The sequence below is a fragment of the Acrocarpospora catenulata genome (assembly GCF_018476525.1).
Taxonomy (GTDB): domain Bacteria; phylum Actinomycetota; class Actinomycetes; order Streptosporangiales; family Streptosporangiaceae; genus Acrocarpospora; species Acrocarpospora catenulata.
Map to the genome: position 1 here is coordinate 36185 of NZ_JAHCST010000020.1, position 18639 is coordinate 54823.

An 18639-nucleotide genomic window follows, 5' to 3' on the forward strand; every position below is an offset into this window, starting at 1 on the left:
GACCGCCGCCCCGTCTCCGTCTGCCCAGCCCCCCACCGTTCCTCTTGCCCGAGCCCCCGCCGCCGGGAATCCCCTTGCCCGGACCCACGCCACCCGGAATCCTCTTGGCCGGACCCACGCCACCCGGAATCCTCCTGGCCGGACCCACGCCACCCGGAATCCTCCTGGGCGAACCCACGCCGCCCCGAATCCCCCTGAGCCGACCCACGCCGCCCCGAATCCTCCAGCCCTTGGCCCGACCGCCTCGAATCCTCCTGGGCGAGAGCCCGCCCTGACTCCGCTTGCGCGGTACGCCGAGCCGCAGGGCCGTGCTCAGGAAACCGCCGCCCTGACGGGCCATGCTCAGGGAAGCGTCGGCCCTTGTTTCCATGACGCGCAGGCCGCCGCTCGTCCTCCTCCTCAGCCCGACGATCCGCAACTTGCCGATCCGCAACCTGCCGATCCGCAACCCGACGATCCGCAACTTGCTGATCCTCAGCCCGACGATCCTCAGCCCGACGATCCGCAACTTGCCGATCCTCAGCCCGTCGATTTTCAGCCCGACGATCCCCAACCTGCCGATCCGCAACCTGTCGATCTACAACTCGTGGATCTTCAGCGCGGCGATCCTCAGCGCGCCGGAGCCCCTGCTCTCCTTCGCCCCCTCGAAGAGCGTTTGCGGCCTCAGCTGCTCCCCCGCCCCATGACGCGGTGCCTCCGCCGAAGCGACCACTTCTGCCCCGGCCACCGCTTTCCGCTGGAGCACGGGAGGGCCATTGCGGCGGTGCGTCGCGTGGCACTCGTGTGTCGTCCGGAAGGCTTTCGATACGCCAGGCGGGCGGCGAGCCGTCCACATTCGGTTCCATCGGTGCGATGGGCAGCCGACGGTTCTGCTGAGAGTCGGGGGTGTCCCATTCATCAGGAATGACCGCAGACCAGTTCCTCCCACTGATGACCTTCGAAGCACCCGGCCCATGCGGCCCCGCCGGACCATCGGATACCGGAGGCTTCGGAGCTCCGGCGGCAGGTGCGTCCATCGGGACGGACGAACCTCTCGAATCTGGCGGTGGCGATAAAGGCGGTGGAACTAGCGAGAGGGGCTGCGTTCCTGGATCCGCCACCGGTGGCAGCGGAGTGGAACGCTCTCTGTGAGAGGGCGGAACCTGCGTGCCGCGAGGAAGCGGAACCTGGGTATCGCGGGGAACCGGGGCCTGGGCGTCGCGAACCGGGACCTGGGCGTCGCGGGGAACCGGGGCCTGGGTGTCGCGGGGAACCGGGACTTGGGTATCGCGAACCGGGATCTGGGCGTCGCGGGGAACCGGGACCTGGGTATCGCGAACCGGGACCTGGGTATCGCGGGGAACCGGGACCTGGGTATCGCAGGGAACCGGGACCTGGGTGTCGCGGGGAACCGGGACCTGGGTGTCGTCGGGAGACTTGGCCCGCGCGGCGTTGTCGGTCAGCGAGGCGTCGGCGGGGAGGCCGGCCACCGGGCGGTCGCCGGGTTCGCCACGGCGACGTGGGCGGGGGCGTACGGCGAGGTCCGGCTGGCGTTGCGTGGGGACCACGTTGGGCTGATAGGAGGAATCCGGGTCCGTGAGAGGACTGGATGCGGGATCTTTGGCCATGGCGTCAGACCTCCCCGGGAACATGCGCGGCGGTTGACCCACTCAGATTTGCTGGCCGTGGAGGTGACGACCAGCGAGACGACAGGATCGGCATAACGTTCACGCGTCCCCCTCATCCGGTACGGCGGTCGCGGTGGCCGTCATGTCAGCGCCCGGGAACCCGATGACCGAGAGAAAGAATGCGTCCCAGTGCACGCTCACCCCCACGGTCACCTCGGTCTGACCACCACCAACCGTGCATTCCGTCAGCTGCACCCCGGCAGCGTCATGGGCGTCGACGATTTCCTGGGCCCGCCCACACACCTCGGCGTCCCCACGCAACCGCACCTGCCCGTTCCCCCGAAGCGTCTCCTCATCGATCTCGTCGGCGGCCCCCCGAGCCCCCTGCTCGGCGATATCCGCCGCCTTCAACCGTGAATTGATCGCAGCCCCACCGTCCACGAGCAACCCGGCCAGCAGGAACACCGCCACCGAAAAGATCACCACAAACACCGACATGGACCCGCGCTCCCCACGCCGAGCCGCCTCATACCGAGCCGCCCCACGCCGAGCCGCGTCCCTAGCCGTCCCATGCCGAGCGGCCCCACGCCAAGCTGCGTCCCTAGCCGTCCCATGCCGAGCGGCCCCACGCCAAGCTGCGTCCCTAGCCGTCCCATGCCGAGCGGCCCCACGCCGAGCCGCCTCATGCCGAGCCGCCTCATGCCGAGCCGCCTCATGCCGAGCCGCGTCCCGAGCCAGGTCCCGAGCCAGGTCCCGAGCCAGGTCCCGAGCCGCCTCACGCCGGATATTCGCACGCCTGCCGCCGAGAACCGTTCCGGCGATTTCACGAAAAGCCCTATGGCGAAGGTTCATTCGACCCTCCGGAACTGCTCCAGCGGTACGACCGAATTTCCGGTCATCTGCTTCGTCGCCCCGAAGCCCAGGAAGTCCAGGTCGAGTTCGCAGGTGACGGTCACCACGACCACGCCGCCCTCGACCCATTCGGTCCCCGTCATGCTCACCTGAGGCGGGCACTCCGCCCCGAGCACCGACTGCGCCGTCTGATCGGCGGCGGTCCGGGCGGCGTCCTCACTCCGCTGTACCGAAGCCGCCCGAGCCGCGTCCCGAGCCGCCCCGTTCACCTCTCCCTGCGCCTCGACAACCCGTCCTGCTCCCACCAGGAACATCAGGAACAGCAACAGCACCGGCGCCAACATGACCGCCTCGGCAGTCATCGACCCCCGCTCCGACCCCCAACGCCGCCCTCGGCCAAGTCTCCTGACCCCATCCCTGACACCGACCCGAACGTCACCCCGGCCAACGGCACCAGGGGCAGCGGTGATACCACGGATTCCGATACCGCCAAACGCGCGGACCAGAATTTCAGACGCATTCCCGATCGCAATCAAAGGAAAAGTCCGTATTGAGCCCGAACAACGCCTCAATAGCGCCTGAATCGAGCCCCCAATAAAGGCACGCACAAAAATGGGAGTCGCAGGCTCTCTCAGCACGCGCCGAAATACCGACCGACCATCGCCAACGGCGAACTGAATGCCGCCATCGCTGCCAGCACGGCGAGTAATGCGCCCCGGCGGCTCCGGGCGGGAGGTGAGGGTTTCGTGTTCGGGGATCATTCACAATCCTCGCTTCCGTCGTCGGGGCGGAAACACTCGATGGGGCCGACGGAGCGAGCCGTGATGGTGAAGGTCAGTTCCGGAAGCAGGGGCACCACCTGGACCGCGGTGCCGGTGACCTCGACGCCTCGCTGGTCACCTTCTTCGAAAGCGGTGGCTGTGGCGGACTGGAGAAGCTGGGGACCCACGGCTTGGATGATCTGTTGAGCCTTGGCCTCGGCTTCCTGTTGCCAGGTCTCAGAAACGCCGGCGGCCCGCGCCAGACGAGCCCCCTCCCGAGCAGCGGCATCGGCCACCTGCCGCCCGTGGAACCACAGCGCCATCTGCACCACCAGCAGGACGACAGCCAGGACCACGGGCATCAGAATGGCCAGCTCAATCACCGCCGCCCCCCGTTCCCCCTTCGGCACCGGCGGTCTCCGCCCCTCACCTCCCGGCACGGCCGACCCCGCCCCCTCGCTCGTGGGCGCGACTGGCCACTGCCCCTCGCCCTTCGGCGCGGCTGGCCCCTGCCCCTCGCCCTTAGGCGCGGCAGGCCACTGCCGCTCATCCCTCGGCGCGGCTGGCCCCTGCCCTCTCGCTGCCCCGGTTCCACGACCAAGGCGGACCTGCTCACGCCCGGAAAGCGCCACGGCACACGGCCGAACCCGCGCCGACCGTTCATCGGACGGGGTAGCAGAAGACGCCGGGCGTGGCGGCGCGGAGTCCGCCGGGCGCGGCGGGGCGGAGCCCGCCGGGGTGGGTGGTGGGCTCGTGGTTCGGGGGGCAGGGGGTGGGGTCATTGGCCGATGCCGCCGCCGTTGCTGCCGCCTCCGCCGCCGAAGGTGCTGCCGATTTCGGCGGATTTGCCTTCGACGAGGCCTTTGATGAGGGTGGCCAGGCCGAGGGCGACACCGGCGATGATCGCGGTGATGATGACCCACTCGACCGCGGACGCCCCCCGGGTGGGGGCCGTGCGGGCTTGGTGGATGCGGACCTGGAGCAGGGCGATCAGGTAGGTGAACATCTAGGATCCCAACATCTTCATGGCTGCCGGATAACTGAGAAAGATCACGAAGCCGGCGCAGAGCAGCAGCTGGGCGACGAGCATGGACTGCGAACGTTCGCCCGCCTTGCCCTCGATCTCGGCCAGCTCGCGACGGCGGAGAGTCGCCGACCGCGCGGTCAGCGAGGAGCGCACCTTGGCGCCGTCGTCGGCGACCAGGCCGAGCGCGGCGGACAGGTCACGCAGTTCGTCCACGTTGATCTCGTCCCCGAGCTGGCCAAGCGCCTGCCATGGGGTGATGCCGACGATCCGGGCGTTGGCCAGCGCCTCCCTGATGCGTTCCATCGCCCAGTTGGACCCGGCCGAGTCGGCGGCGGAACCGTTCGGCGAGGCCGGACTGCCCACGGACACCGCCATCAGCAGGGACTCGGGAACGCCCCGGCCCCCGGCCAGGTTCATGGCCACCAGATCCAGGAAGGCCCCGACCGCGTGCCGGAAGTCCCGGCGCCGCACGGCGGCGTCCCGCCGGATCTGGGCGTCGGGCAGCAGGAAGAACACGACCGAGACCAGCAGCGCCGACCAGAACGGCACGTGCAGCGAGACACCCCAGCCCATCAGCGCCAGCCAGCCGACCAGGAACGGGAACGCCAGCAGCCCGGACACGCCAAGCAGCACCTTGGTGGCCAGGAACCCTTCGAAGGACTTGCCGAGCAGCGTGAGGTCGGCCCGGATCGACCGGACCTCCCAGCCCCGGGCCGCGTAGAAGCGCGCCAACCGCACCCCCAGGGCCTGCCGGAACTGGCTGACCTCCTCGTCCACCGCCACCAGCGGCGCCCGGACCGCCTCTTCCCCGGCCCGCGCCCGTTCCAGCGCCGCCAGCTGCTTCACCAGCCCCGGCCGGGGCGGGAACAAGGCCCGGATCAGCAGGAACAGCCCGAGCCCGAGCACTCCGCCCGCGAACACCGTCGCGTTCACGCCGCCACCCCCAAGTCCCTGACAGACAGCGACAGATCGATCGTGATCATGAGGCCACCCCTGCTTCCTCCGGACGAGGGGACGGCTCGGGGCGGTGGTAGGGGGCCAGGATCCGGGCCGGTTTGTCGAACCTGGCCAGGCGCCGCATCCAGGCGAAACCCGCGCCGAACAGTCCCGCCACCACGACCAGCACGGCCTGGCCGAGGAGCGTGTTGTACTCCGCCACGTACGAGCGGTTGAAGATGACCAGGAAGGCCGCGAAGGCCAGGGCGGTGCCGACGACGATCTGCACGCTGCGGCGGGTGGCGCGGCGTTCCGCCTCGACGCGGCGGCGCATGTCGAGTTCCTCGCGGGCCGAGAGGGCGAGCGCGGAGAGCACGTCGCGCAGGCCGGGCCCGCGCAGTTTGGAGTTGAGCACCAGGGCGGCCACCACCAGGTCGGCGGACGGGTCGTCGAGTTCGTCGGCGAACATGCGGAGCGCGTCGCCGAGCGCCATCCGGGTGTGCATGCGGTCCACCAGCGCGCGCAGGTGCGGCCGGAGGGAGGGCGCGGCGGCCCGGATCGACACCGGGATGGCCTGCTCCAGTCCGGCCGCCCCGGCGATGGTGTCGCGCAGGGACTCGGTCCAGGCGGCCAGCCCTTCCAACCGCCGCATCGAGGCCCGCTCCTCGGCCGCGCCTCCGGTCAGCCCCCGCCAGGCGATCACCAGCAGCACCGACCCGGCCGCGACCACCGGCCACCCGGTCAGCACCAGCACCACCACCCCGGTGATCACCGCTACCGCCGTCCGGGTGGACAGGGTGCGCACCAGTTCCTTTCGCCGCGCCTTCCCGTCCGGCCCGGCAGGCCGGGGCCGGAGGCCGTAGATCGACAGGAAGAGCAGGTAGAGGCCGCCGCCGATGGCGGCGCCCGCGAACAGCACCAGCGGATCGAACAGACCGGCGGGCATCAGGACCACGCTCCCTCGTAGCCGTGCGCGGCCAGGTCGTCGATGCAGGCGATGGGGGCGAGCGGGACGGCGACGCCGTTGCCGTTGTTGGTGAAGATCTCCGAGGAGAGCACCCGGCCGTCGCAGCCGGCCACCTCGCGGACGGAGGAGACGAAGCGCCGCAGGGTGCCGCCGCGGTGGTAGTCGTTGCGTTTCTCGATGAAGACGACGAAGTCGATGGCGCCGGCGATGAGCATGTGGGTGGCCTCGATGGGCAGCCGTTCCTCGGCCTGCAGGGCGTAGGTGGCGATGCGGTTGAAGACCTCCATCGAGGAGTTGGCGTGGATGGTGGAGAGCGAGCCGTCGTTGCCCTGGGTCATCGCGTTGAGCATGGTGACGATCTCGTCGCCGAGGACCTCGCCGACGATGACCCGGGACGGGTTCATCCGGAGGGAGCGGCGGACCAGCTCGGCCATCGAGATCTCGCCCTGGCCCTCGGAGTTGGGCAGGCGCTGCTCGAAGGCGACCACGTTGGGGTGGAGCTCGGGGAACTGGTCCAGGCCGAGTTCCAGCGCCCGCTCCACCGTGATCAGCCGCTCGACCGGGGGGATCTCGTTGGCGATGGCGCGGAGCAGGGTGGTCTTCCCGGCGTTGGTGGAACCCGCGATCATGATGTTCTTCCTGGCCGCCACCGCCGCCGACAGGAACCGGGCCACGTCGGGGGTGAGCGTGTTGTTGCCCACCAGGTCGCTGAGGAAGACCTTGCCCAGGCGGGCACGCCGGATGGAGATGGCGGGGCGCACCGTCACGTCCATCACCGCCGAGAGCCGGGAGCCGTCCGGAAGGCGCAGGTCCAGCTGGGGGTTGGCGGTGTCGAACGGCCGGGAGGAGAGGCCGGAGTAGGCGGCCAGGATCTGGATGAGCTCGATCAGCTCCTCGTCGGATTCGGCCACCGGCTCGTGGGTGAGCTCCTGGCCGTCCGCGTAACCGACGAAGACCCTGTCACAGCCGTTGATGTCGATGTTCTCGACCTCGGGGTCGTCCAGCAGCGGCTGGAGCCGCCCGACGCCGAAGAGCGCGGCGTGGATGCCGGCGGCGAGCCCCTCCTCTTCCTCCACGCTGGGCGGGGTGCGGCCGACGCCGATCTCGCCGCGGGCGAATTCCTCCAGCACCTGGGCGATCAGCGCCCGGGCGAACTGCCGCTCGTCCTCCCCGCTCATCGGCCGCAGGCCGCTGGCCTGGTCCAGCCGCCGCTGCCGGGCCAGCCGGTCCCCGACCTCCTGCCGGAAACGTTTCACCAGGGCGTGGTCGACGGTCACGGCGTCTCCTCACGCTGCCCGGGGACGATGGGCGTGCCGGGACGGGGATAGCCGTCGGGCGGGTAGCCGTTGACCGGGTACCCGTTGGCGGAGTAGCCGGGGGGATACCCGTTGGCCGAGCGGTGGCGGGCCGAGCGGGACCCGGGAACCGGACCTTGATCTGGGCCGGGCTCGGGCTCGGGGGCGACTCGGCCGGCCAGCCGGTTGGCCAGTTCGCGGGCGGTCCGGATGAGCAGGCTGCGGTCCAGCCGCCCGCCCCACTGCCCGCGCAGCAGCTCGGCCCCCTTCGGGTCGTACGCCAGCCCGCCGACGAAGGACACCTCCCAGCCGGAGACGATCCGGCGCACCTCGTCCAGCGAGGCCCGGTACGACCGGGGGTCGGCGATCACCACCACGCCCACCGGCCGCTTCAGCAGCGCCAGACGTTCCCGCAGGTGGGCGACGTGATCCAGGCTGGGCCTGGTGAACAGCACGACCTGGTCGGCCGCCGCGAGCAGCTCGTTGACCTCCGGATGGGCGCCCAGCCGCCCGCAGTCCGCCAGCACGTCGGTGTGCGGCAGCGCGGCCAGCGAGCGCCCGAGCGGCCCCCAGAGCCAGGTCAGCCCGGCCGCCTGCTCCCCGTTGGCCAGCCCGGCCAGCACGTCGAGACCGCCGACCAGCTTCTGGGTGTGCTCCAGGATCTGTTCGGCGTGCAGCCCTCGCCGGGCCACCGCGCCCAGGCTGAGCAGGCCGCGCGCGGGGTTGAGCACGCCGCCGTCGGCGCCGGGGAGCCGGTAGGCCAGGTCGCCGCCGGCCGGGTCGCACTCGGCGAGCAGCACCGGCCGGGGCCAGACGGCGCCGAGCGCCGTCGCGGCCGTGGTCACTCCCGGCGCCCCCTTGTCGGCGGCCAGGACGATCAGCGCCACTAGCGTGCCCCCGGCAGGACGGCCAGCGCGATCTCTCCACTGGAGGCGTACTGCGCGATGGTGGGCGAGGCGGCCGCGTCGACGATCACGGTGACCAGGCCGGTGGCGGTGCGGCCGGGGGCGCCGACGCTGTGCACCAGGGCGTTGGCGGCCAGGACGCGCTGCGGGCTGGCGTTGGCGCTGCCCCGGCCGACGCTGGGCACGTAGATCACCTGTACGACGTCTCCCGCGGTCAGGCCCACCGGATACTGCCCCGACTTGAGGGCCAGCCCGACCTGGGCCTTGCCGGGGCCGAGCTGCTCGCTCTCGGTGGTGACCATCCGCTCGGTGAGCAGCGTGCCGGGCAGCAGGGTGACCGCCGCGTAGGTCTTCAGCACCCGGTCGCGGAACTGCCAGGCCACGTAGTCGATGCCGGTCTCGGCGATCTGCACCTCCTGCATGGCCGAGGCCGGGATCTGCTGCCCGGCCCCCACCTGCTGGACGATCCGGACCGCGGACACCCGGTCGCCGCTCCGCATCACCAGCAGGGTGGTGGCCAGCGCCCCACCCACGATGAGGAGCACGGCCAGGGCGGCCAGGGCCGGTTTGCGCTCGCGGGGCGGCACAGGCAGTTTCCGGGACGCCGGACCTGACAAACCAGGCCGTTCCGCCGGGCCCGTACGGCTGTCGCGGGCCGGGTTCTCGGTGATCCTCATGGGCGGGGGGCTCCCAGAATCCAGTCAACGCGCATGCGGCCGAGGCCACATGACGAGGAACGGGGTTGATCAAAGCATTTCGGATTCGCGCGAAATATCACGCCATTATGGACATCCCTGACGGGCCGGACCCCGGAAAACGAGGACCCATGCTTATCGGTTATAGCTCGGCCCGTCAACGAAAAAGGTATTTCCGCAGCTAAGACGCAAGATCGTTCACACGGGTAACACAGGTAACATGACTCACAGAGCTTCCTGGGATACTGCCTTAACACGATATAACAACAACAAGTCAAGAGACCGGAAATGTCAACGGAAATCCCCCTTACAGAGGAGTTGACAAGACTTGTTGGGCACCCCGAACGGCACACAATGGAGCGATAGCCCATATCAACCCAAAGCGCGCGGAACCCTACTCTCCGTGTCGCGCCAGGCCTACCCAAGGTACCCCACCCACCCCCCGCTCGAAGGAAGTTATCCACAGGAACGTTCAGTGAACATGAATTAGATTCGCGTTCATCAAACCGGTAACGGCCACCTCAGCCGCAGGTAGACGCTCGGATTCCTCCGGGTTTGTCCACAACCGCCAGAGTTATCCACAGCGTTATCCACCGGTTTCCCCCGTCTTCCACAGCCCGATCGACACCTCTGTCCACAGACCTCAGCGCCCCCAGGAGCCCCACCAACCACAGGCTCCGAAGCCCCAGATCCACAGACGCCTCCACCGGGTGCACGTCCAGACCGGGACCCCCGTTCTGGACGCTGTCCAACCTCTGTCCACAGGTACGCACCAAATCCAGATCTGGCCCAGATTGACCACGAACTTGAGGCCCGAACGGATTCCCCGACGTAGTCCCGGTTGAAGACCGATTCCGCATACCAGGCGAGCCGCCCGGCCCCGCTCTGTACCGTGACCCCGCCCTCACCCCTTTGGAGACCGCCCATGCGGATCACGCTCACCGTGGTCGGACCCCCCGGGAACGCCCGCGACCTCCTCGTGGAGGGCGACGAGACCACCACCGTCGCCGCCCTGGCCACCGCGCTGGAGAGCCCGGCCGCCCGCCCCTCCAACGTGGTACGCCTCCCGCGCGCCCGGGCCCCGTACGGCCTGGACACCGGCCTGGACCGCCACCCCCAGGACCACCCCGACCCGGAGATCTGGCTGGACGGCCGCCGCCTCGACCCCGAGGCCAGGGCCTTCGGCCTGCTCCGCGACGGCGACCGCATCGCCCTGGACCGGCGGGCCGCCCCGCACACGGTGATCGAGGAACCCGGCGGCATGGTGGAGCTGCGGGTGATCGGCGGCCCCGGCGCGGGCACGGTCCACCGGCTGGCCCTGGGCACCCATGTGATCGGCTCAGACCCGGCCTGCGCGATCGCCGTACCGGACGACCAGGAGCTGCCGCCGGAGGCCGCCGTGGTGCGGCTGGTCCCCTCGGGGATCACGGTGAGCGCGGCCGAAGGCGTACCGACCCTGGACGGCGAGCCCCTGGGGGAGGCCGTCGCGTGGCCGGAGCGCGCGGTGCTGGCCTGCGGGAACTCGGCCTTCCAGATCGGGTTGATCGAGCCCCCGGACGCCCACCTGGACGCCCTCCCGGACGGCGGCCTCGCCTACAACCGGCCACCCCGGCTGCGCCCGGCCGACCGGACCGTCCGGCTGGCCGTGCCGCAGGAGCCCAAGAAGGCCGAGGGCATGCGGCTCCAACTGCTGGCCGCGTTCCTGCCGGCCGTGTTCGGCCTCGTCATGGCGGTGGTCTTCCAGACCTGGTACTTCCTGCTGATCGCCTTCATGACCCCGATGATCATGATCGGGCAGTGGGCGAGCGACCGGCGGCACGGCCGCAAGCAGCACCGCCAGGCACTCAAGGAGTACCGCCTGGAGCTGGAGGAGTTCGAGCGGAAGGTCGCCGACGCCTGCCGCGCCGACGAGCGGGCCCGCAGGGCCGCCGCGCCCGACCCCGCCGAACTACTGCTCACCGCAACCGGCCCGCGCCGCCGCCTCTGGGAGCGCCGCACCCACGACCCGGACACGCTGCGCCTGCGGGTCGGCCTCGCCGACCTCCCCGCCGAGATCGAATTCGACCAGGAGCGGAAAGAGCCCACGATCTCGACGAATGTCCCGGTCGCCCTGGCGATGCAGCGCCTGGGCGTCGCCGGAGTGACCGGCCCCCGGCGCGCCGCCCTGGGCACCGCGCGCTGGCTGATCGGCCAGGCCGCCACCCTGCACAGCCCTCGCGACCTGGCCATCGTCGTGCTCTCCACCCACCCGGACGCCGCCGACCAGTGGAACTGGACCCGCTGGCTGCCGCACTGCACCACGCACACCGTCGACAGCGTCGCCCTGGTCGGCACCGACCCCGAGGCCGCCGCCCGCCGGGTGGCCGAACTGGCCGCCCTGGTCGCCGAACGCCAGGACGAGGAGAACGCCCCCCTGCTCCGCCCCGGCCGCCTCACCGGGGGCCCGTCCGGCTGGACCGAACTGGGCAGGGGCGCCCCGAAAGCCGCGGAACCCACCTTCGCCACCTACGACGAGCGCCCGTACGACATCCTGGTCGTGCTGGACGGCGCCCAGGTGCTCCGCGGCCTGCCCGGCATGCCGCAGGTGCTCCGCCAGGGGCCCCCGGCCGGGGTCTACACCCTGGCCATCGACGACGACCAGGCGCTGCTGCCCGAGGAGTGCGCCACCGTGGTCTCCTGCGCCGCCGACGGCACGCTCAGGCTCCGGGGCGGCGGCCTGGACGCGCTCGGCCGGATCCGCGCCGACCAGGTCTCCCCCGGATGGGCGGACCGGGTGGCCCGGGCGCTCGCCCCGCTCCGCGACGTGAGCCGCGACGACCCGGCCACCGCGCTGCCCGGCCAGGCCCGCCTGCTCGACCTGATCGACCTTGGCCGCACCCCCGGCCGGGACACCCGGGCGATCATCGGGGTCGGCCCCGACGGCCCGTACACGGTGGACCTGCGCCGGGACGGCCCGCACGCGCTGATCGCCGGAACCACCGGCGCGGGCAAGTCGGAGCTGCTGCAGACCCTGATCAGCTCGCTGGCGGCGGTCAACCGGCCGGACGAGATGACCTTCGTGCTGATCGACTACAAGGGCGGCGCCGCCTTCAAGGAGTGCGTACGCCTCCCGCACACCGTGGGCATGGTCAGCGACCTGGACGGCCACCTCACCCAGCGGGCGCTCACCTCGCTGGCGGCCGAGCTCCGGCGCCGGGAACGGCTGCTGCTGGAGGCGGGCGCCAAGGACATCGACGACTACCTGGAGGCGCGGGACGCGGCCGAGCGCGGCACCAGCTGGGTGCTCGGCGCGGCGGGGGTACGGCAGAGCAACGTCACCGGCCTGTTCGGCAGCCCCGTCAGGACCACCGCCCGAGCCGGCCAGGAGCCGCCTCCCCCGCTGCCCCGGCTGGTGCTGGTCATCGACGAGTTCGCCGCGCTGGTGGCCGAGCTGCCGGACTTCGTGGACGGGCTGGTGGACATCGCCCGGCGCGGACGCTCGCTCGGCATCCACCTGATCCTGGCCACCCAGCGGCCCGCCGGCGTGGTCACCGCCGACATCCAGGCCAACACCTCGCTGCGGATCGCCCTGCGGGTGACCGACGCGCAGGAGTCGTCCGACGTGATCGACGGGCCGGAGGCGGCGCAGATCCCGAAATCTCTGCCCGGACGGTGTTATGTCCGATCCGGCGCGGGGCCTGCGGTGGCCGTACAGACGGCCAGAATCGGCGGGCGGGCGCCGGGCGGGGACGCCCCGAGCGGCGAGGTGCGGGTCACCGACCTGCCGTGGACGGCGCTCGGGCGGGCGCACACCCCCGGCCGCGCGGGCGTGGACTCCTCCGGCACCACGGACCTGGCCCGGCTGGTGGACCAGGTACGCACGGCCACCCGCTCCATCCCCCGCCAGCCCAGCCCCTGGCTGCCCCCGCTGCCCGAACAGGTCCTGGTGCCGGAGGGCGGACCCGAGGAGATCCCGTTCGGCCTCTCCGACCTGCCCTGGGCGCAGCGCACCCGGCCGCTGATGCTGGGCCCCGGCCACCTGCTGATCGCCGGAACCGCCCGGAGCGGCCGGTCCACCGCGCTGCGCACCATCGCCGGCTCGATCGCCGCCACCACCTCCCCCGACGACGTACACCTGCACGTGATCGACTGCGGCTCCGGGGCGCTGCTGCCACTGGTCGCGCTCCCGCACTGCGGCGCCGTGGTCACCCGTGACCAGCTGGAACGGGTGGAGCGCCTGCTCGCCCGGCTGCGTGCCGAGGTGGCCCGCCGCCAGCACCTGCTGGCCGAGAAGGGCTTCGCCTCGCTGGCCGAGGCCCGCCAGGCCGGGGTACGCGAACCCTGGCTGATCCTCATGCTGGACCGCTGGGAGGGATACACGGCCGCGTTCGAGAACTACGACTACGGACGCCTGCTGGACGCGCTGCTCCAACTGCTCAGGGAAGGCCCCGCGGTCGGCCTGCGCGCGGTGGTCACCGCCGACCGCTCCGGCCTGCTCGGCCAGGTCTCCACGGTCTTCGACGACCGGCTGGTGCTCCGCCTGGCCGACCCCGCCGACTACGGCCTGGCCGGGCTGCCGGCCAAGAACCTGCCCGCCTCGATGCCGCCGGGACGCGCGCTGTCGATGACCGAGCAGGGCCTGGTGGAGAGCCAGATCGCGCTGCTCGCCGACGACCCGTCAGGACCCGCCCAGGTGGCCGCCCTCCAGGCCCTGGCCCGTACGGCCGACTCCCCCAAACGCCCGCCCCTGCGGGTGGACGCGCTGCCCAACCGGATCACCGTGGACCAGGCGCTCGCCCTCGTCCCCGGCTTCGAACCGCCCTCCCCGCTCTGGGCGCTGATGGGCGCGGGCGGGGACGCGCTGGCCCCGGCCGGGCTGGATCTGCTGGCGCACGGCCCCGCCGCCGTGGTGGCCGGTCCGTCCAGGTCGGGGCGCTCCTCGACGCTGCTCGCGGCCGCCCAGTCCTTCCTGGACCGGGGGGTTCCGGTGCTGGTCATCGCGCCCAGAAGGTCACCGTTGCGGGAGTTGCGTGGAGTGCTCGCCGTACTGGACGGCAATGCCAGGAGCCTGCGCGCGGAGGCCGGCGGAGAGGCCGGATTCGGGGGCCTGCCGGGGGCGCTGGACCCGCTCAAACTGGTCGAGGGCCAGCAGCGGTACGTCGTGATCGTGGACGACGCCGAGCTGATCTCGCCGGACTCGGCGCTCGGCTCGGCTTTGGACGAGATCCTGCGGACCGGGCGGGACGGAGAGCACGGACTGCTCGTCGCGGGCACCACCGGCGACCTGGCCACCGCGTACCGGGGCTTCGTGGCCGAGGCCCGCAAGGCGCGCACGGGCCTGCTGCTGTCGGTGCAGAGCCCGGCGGACGGCGATCTGTTCAATGTGCGGCTCCCCCGGGGCGCGACCGGGGGGCCTCCAGGGCGCGGCCTGCTGGTGGTGTCGGGGAGCACCACCCCCATCCAGGCCGCCGTTCCGGACTAGCGCGTCGCGGACTCGATGTTGCCCCGGTAGGTGTTGATCACCCGGGACGCCTCGTTGAGCTCTTCCGACATCCGCTGGAAGGCGGCGCGGTAGTTCTGCCAGGAATCCCGGAACCGCTGGGCCCCGGGGCCGGTCCAGACCGTGCCGACCTTGGCCGCTTCGCGGTCCAGGGCCGCCATTGTGGCGCGGACCTGGTCGGCCTGCTGGGTGAACTGCGCGGCCATGCTCTGCATTTCCGCGGGGTCGCCCCCGAGCAAGCTGTGACTCATCTCGTTTCCCTTCGACGAGGTATGGGCGCCCTCACCGTAAGCAACCGGGTGGCCGATCGTCCCGGTTATACCTACTCGTTATGAAAGCGTCAGGGGCGTCCCAGGACCAACTCAGCAAGGGGCGACATCAGAGAGCTGTCGGGGTCTGCTTACACTCCCCTTTGTCAGGCTGTAGTGAGGGAGGTCCCGGTGGAAAAGGTCCTGATCGCCAATCGCGGCGAGATCGCGGTTCGCGTGGCCCGCGCCTGCGCCGATGCGGGCCTGGGCAGCGTTGCCGTCTACGCCGACCAGGACCTGGACGCGTTGCACGTCAAGGTCGCCGACGAGGCCAGGGCCCTGGGCGGCCAGAGTCCGGCGGAGACCTACCTGAACATCGAGAAGCTGCTCGCGGTGGCCCGGGAGACCGGGGCGGACGCGGTTCACCCCGGCTACGGCTTCCTCGCGGAGAACGCCGACTTCGCGCAGGCCGTCCTGGACGCCGGGCTGACCTGGATCGGGCCGCCGCCCGCGGCGATCACCGCGCTCGGCGACAAGGTGCAGGCCAGGCACATCGCCCAGCGGGTGGGTGCGCCGCTGGTGGCCGGGACCCCCGACCCCGTCTCCGGGGTGGACGAGGTGGTCGCCTTCGCCGCGGAGCACGGGCTGCCCATCGCGATCAAGGCCGCGTACGGCGGTGGCGGGCGCGGGCTCAAGGTGGCGCGCACACTGGAGGAGATCCCCGACCTATACGAGTCGGCGGTGCGGGAGGCCGTCACCGCCTTCGGGCGGGGCGAATGCTTCGTGGAGCGGTACCTGGACCGGCCCCGGCACGTGGAGACCCAGTGCCTGGCCGACAGCCACGGCAACGTGGTGGTGGTCAGCACCCGGGACTGCTCGCTGCAGCGCCGCCACCAGAAGCTGGTCGAGGAGGCGCCCGCGCCGTTCCTCAACGACGCTCAGCTCACGCTGTTGTACGACAGCTCCAAGGCCATCCTCCGGGAGGCCGGGTACGTCGGGGCCGGGACCTGCGAGTTCCTGGTCGGGCAGGACGGCACGATCTCCTTCCTCGAGGTCAACACCCGGCTCCAGGTGGAGCACCCGGTGACCGAGGAGGTGGCCGGGGTGGACCTGGTCCGGGAGATGTTCCGGATCGCCGCCGGGGAGCCTCTCGGGTACGGGGACCCCGCCCTGCGCGGTCACTCCATCGAGTTCCGCATCAACGCCGAGGACGCCGGACGCGGCTTCCTGCCCGCCCCCGGCACCATCACCGCAATGCACGTCCCGTCCGGCCCCGGCGTACGGCTGGACGCCGGGTACGAGTCCGGAATGACGGTCCCGCAGTCCTTCGACTCCCTTGTGGCCAAACTCATAGTGACGGGCGCCACCCGGCGGGAGGCCCTGGAACGGGCTCGCCGGGCCCTGGCCGAGTTCACCATCGAGGGCATGCCGACCGTGCTGCCCTTCCACCGCGCGATCGTCACCGACCCCGCGTTCGTCTCGGAGCCCTTCTCGGTGCACACCCGGTGGATCGAGACCGAGTTCGTGAACACCATTCCCCCGTACGAGGGCCCAACCGAGATCGCCGAGGCCGGGGAACGGGAGCGCATCACCGTCGAAGTCGGCGGAAAGCGCCTGGAAGTGGTCCTCCCCGCCGGTTTCGCCAACACCCGCTCCGAAACGAAGAAGGCCGCCCCCCGCCGGACGACCGGCGCGGCCCGCAAGACAGCCACCAGCGGCGACGCCCTAGTCAGCCCCATGCAGGGCACCATCGTCAAGGTGGTCGCCGCAGACGGCGACACAGTCGCCACCGGCGACATCATCGTCGTCCTCGAAGCAATGAAAATGGAACAACCCCTGACCGCCCACAAGCCCGGCACCATCACCGGCCTATCCGCAGCCGTCGGCCAAACAGTCACCGCAGGCTCCACCATCTGCGAAATCAAGGACGCCTAGCCCGCTCCACGTTCGCCCTCAACCCTCCCGACATGCCCGCCGGGAGGGTTGGTTGCTGTGGAACTCCCACCCACCCTCCTGACCCGGCTCCGCCGGGAGGGACAACTGCCGTTCGGCGCGCGAAAGATTGGTTGCCGAGGAACCCGTCCCACGTGTTCCGTCATTGACTGTCGGTCGGATCCGGCTCCGCCGCGACATGCGCCAAGACGGCAACCACCCTGCGCAGCCGGGACCCCGGTTGAAGGTCAGAAGATGACGGGGAGATTTCGCGTAGAGCGGATATTTGTTTGGGAGCGGTGGTCTGGGGCGCGTGGGGTGGGGCTCGGGCGGATACGGTGGAGCCGTTGAGGAACCATATTGCGATGCCGTTCGTCCACAAGGGCGAAGGAGGCCTAAAAGCCGTGACCAAGACCCATCCGCTGGGCCGCGTGGGGGCCGCCGTTGCGGCGCTGTTCGTTGGCCTGGCCACGCTGCTGCTGCTCACCCCCACCGCACGTGCGGCGTCGTTCATCGCCGCCCCACCCGACGTGACAACGGTGATCAACTCATGGAAGAGCGGTGACCCGCTCTTCGTCCAGCCAGGCTCACCGCTGACCTCGGCCCAGCAGAGCGACATCCGCACCGCTCTCAAGGAGTCCAAGGCCAAGATCTACGTGGTCTCCCTGCCGGACGCCACGGTGACCGAGGCCCAGGCCGGTCAGCTGATCACCCAGCTCGGCACCGCACTCGACCAGAACGGGCGCTCCGCCGCCACCGTGGCCGTGCTGGACGGTATGAGCCTGTTCGCCGGCTCGACCGATCTGCCCAAGGGCGCGGCGGGCCAGCTGGCCAAGAAGGCCACCAGCGCCAACTCCGACGTGAGCACCGGCATGCAGGATTTCGTGAACCGGGTCAACATGATGGCCTCCGGCGACCGCTCCGGGGCGATGAGCAACAGCTCGGCCAGCGGTGGTGGCGGAGGCGGCGTCTGGATCGGCCTGCTCGGCGTCGCGGTGGTCGGCGGTGGCGGCATCTGGCTGATCTCCCGGCGTATGAAGCGGCAGCGCGAGGCCAAGGAGGCCGCCGAGCTCGCCGCCGTGCGGCAGACCGTGGAAGAGGACGTCACCAAGTTCGGCGAGGAGATCACCTCGCTCGACCTGGACGCCCGCATGCTCCCCGCAGCCGGAACCGACACCGACTGGCAGCACGCGCTGGACTCCTACGAGAAGGCCAAGACCGAGCTGGCCGCGGTCAAGCGCGCCGAGGACCTGGGCACCGTGACCTCCACCCTGGAGGACGGGCGCTACGCGCTCGCCGTGGTGAAGGCGAAGATCAACAACCTGCCCCTGCCGGAGCGGCTCCCGCCCTGCTTCTTCAACCCGCAGCACGGCCCGTCCGTGCGGAACGTGCGCTGGGCCCCGCCCGGCGGCGCCCTCCGCGACGTGCCCGCCTGCGCGATGGACGCCCAGGCCATCGAGCGCGGCTTCGACCCGCAGATGCGTGAGGTCGTGATGGCCAACGGCCAGCGCGCCCCCTACTGGAACGCCGGCCCGGCCTACCAGCCCTACGCCCACGGCTACTACGGCGGCTTCGACGGCGGCGGCCTGCTCACCGGCATGCTGGTCGGCACCATGCTCGGCAGCGCCTTCGGCGGCTGGGGCATGGGCGGCTACGCCGCCGGTTACGCCGACGGCGCGGCCGCAGACAGCGTCGGCGGTGGCGACTGGGGCGGCGGCGGCGGAGACTGGGGTGGCGGCGGCAGCGACTGGGGCGGCGGCGACTTCGGTGGCGGTGACTTCGGCGGGGGCGACTGGTAGCCCGCGCATAAGGGTCTGTAAGGCTCATACGGCCTCGCACGTAAGTGCGAGGCCGTTTCCTTTTGTTCCTTTACGGCTCTCGCCTCCCCCGGCCGACCGCCGTTGTGGCTCAGGTCTGGTTCCGGCGCTCCTCGCC

General features: G+C 71.1%; 15 protein-coding genes. 5 read left to right on the top strand and 10 right to left on the bottom strand.

The features are described 5' to 3' along the window. Positions 1 to 338 precede the first annotated feature (338 nt). Both KIP79_RS21720 and KIP79_RS21725 read left to right on the top strand, forming a co-directional pair. Positions 339 to 686 carry a hypothetical protein gene (locus KIP79_RS21720; RefSeq protein WP_214106721.1) on the top strand — a complete coding sequence of 116 codons (348 nt, stop codon included), beginning with the start codon at positions 339 to 341 and terminating at the stop codon, positions 684 to 686. 441 nt (positions 687 to 1127) lie between these two features. After that, a complete protein-coding gene (locus KIP79_RS21725) occupies positions 1128 to 1703 on the top strand; it encodes a hypothetical protein (protein WP_214106722.1) in 576 nt (191 codons plus the stop codon). Positions 1704 to 1706: 3 nt separating this feature from the next. Here KIP79_RS21725 and KIP79_RS21730 read toward each other — a convergent pair whose 3' ends face one another. From KIP79_RS21730 to KIP79_RS21770, 9 genes are all read right to left on the bottom strand, one after another. Beyond that, positions 1707 to 2105 (bottom strand): pilus assembly protein TadG-related protein, encoded by a 399-nt coding sequence (locus KIP79_RS21730; RefSeq protein WP_214106723.1) that lies wholly within the window; start codon positions 2103 to 2105, stop codon positions 1707 to 1709. A gap of 350 nt (positions 2106 to 2455) precedes the next feature. Then, positions 2456 to 2821 (bottom strand): TadE/TadG family type IV pilus assembly protein, encoded by a 366-nt coding sequence (locus KIP79_RS21735; RefSeq protein WP_214106724.1) that lies wholly within the window; start codon positions 2819 to 2821, stop codon positions 2456 to 2458. Between the two features lie 395 nt (positions 2822 to 3216). Then, positions 3217 to 3603, bottom strand: a complete 387-nt coding sequence (locus KIP79_RS49555) for a TadE family protein (RefSeq protein WP_308169829.1) — start codon at positions 3601 to 3603, stop codon at positions 3217 to 3219. 395 nt (positions 3604 to 3998) lie between these two features. Then, positions 3999 to 4226 carry a hypothetical protein gene (locus tag KIP79_RS21745; protein WP_214106726.1) on the bottom strand — a complete coding sequence of 76 codons (228 nt, stop codon included), beginning with the start codon at positions 4224 to 4226 and terminating at the stop codon, positions 3999 to 4001. After that, positions 4227 to 5180 (bottom strand): type II secretion system F family protein, encoded by a 954-nt coding sequence (locus KIP79_RS21750; protein ID WP_214106727.1) that lies wholly within the window; start codon positions 5178 to 5180, stop codon positions 4227 to 4229. Between the two features lie 46 nt (positions 5181 to 5226). Further along, positions 5227 to 6129 (bottom strand): type II secretion system F family protein, encoded by a 903-nt coding sequence (locus KIP79_RS21755; protein WP_250213602.1) that lies wholly within the window; start codon positions 6127 to 6129, stop codon positions 5227 to 5229. Then, positions 6129 to 7427, bottom strand: coding sequence for a TadA family conjugal transfer-associated ATPase (locus KIP79_RS21760; protein WP_214106729.1), 1299 nt, complete (start codon positions 7425 to 7427; stop codon positions 6129 to 6131). Before KIP79_RS21760 ends, KIP79_RS21755 begins: the two co-directional genes overlap by 1 nt. Further along, complete coding sequence (locus tag KIP79_RS21765; RefSeq protein WP_308169830.1) at positions 7424 to 8332, bottom strand: MinD/ParA family ATP-binding protein; 909 nt, start codon at positions 8330 to 8332, stop codon at positions 7424 to 7426. Before KIP79_RS21765 ends, KIP79_RS21760 begins: the two co-directional genes overlap by 4 nt. After that, positions 8332 to 9027, bottom strand: coding sequence for a hypothetical protein (locus tag KIP79_RS21770; RefSeq protein ID WP_214106730.1), 696 nt, complete (start codon positions 9025 to 9027; stop codon positions 8332 to 8334). Before KIP79_RS21770 ends, KIP79_RS21765 begins: the two co-directional genes overlap by 1 nt. Positions 9028 to 9970: 943 nt before the next feature. Between KIP79_RS21770 and KIP79_RS21775 the strand changes: the two genes are divergently transcribed. Next, positions 9971 to 14506, top strand: coding sequence for an FtsK/SpoIIIE domain-containing protein (locus KIP79_RS21775; protein WP_214106731.1), 4536 nt, complete (start codon positions 9971 to 9973; stop codon positions 14504 to 14506). Here the strand turns inward: KIP79_RS21775 and KIP79_RS21780 are convergent. Beyond that, complete coding sequence (locus KIP79_RS21780; RefSeq protein WP_214106732.1) at positions 14503 to 14775, bottom strand: WXG100 family type VII secretion target; 273 nt, start codon at positions 14773 to 14775, stop codon at positions 14503 to 14505. The two genes, KIP79_RS21775 and KIP79_RS21780, sit on opposite strands and share 4 nt — an antisense overlap. 189 nt (positions 14776 to 14964) lie before the next feature. Between KIP79_RS21780 and KIP79_RS21785 the strand changes: the two genes are divergently transcribed. Further along, a complete protein-coding gene (locus tag KIP79_RS21785) occupies positions 14965 to 16707 on the top strand; it encodes an acetyl/propionyl/methylcrotonyl-CoA carboxylase subunit alpha (RefSeq protein WP_214106733.1) in 1743 nt (580 codons plus the stop codon). A 401-nt stretch (positions 16708 to 17108) separates the two neighbouring features. Then, a complete protein-coding gene (locus KIP79_RS21790) occupies positions 17109 to 18503 on the top strand; it encodes a hypothetical protein (RefSeq protein WP_214106734.1) in 1395 nt (464 codons plus the stop codon). Positions 18504 to 18639: the final 136 nt, after the last annotated feature.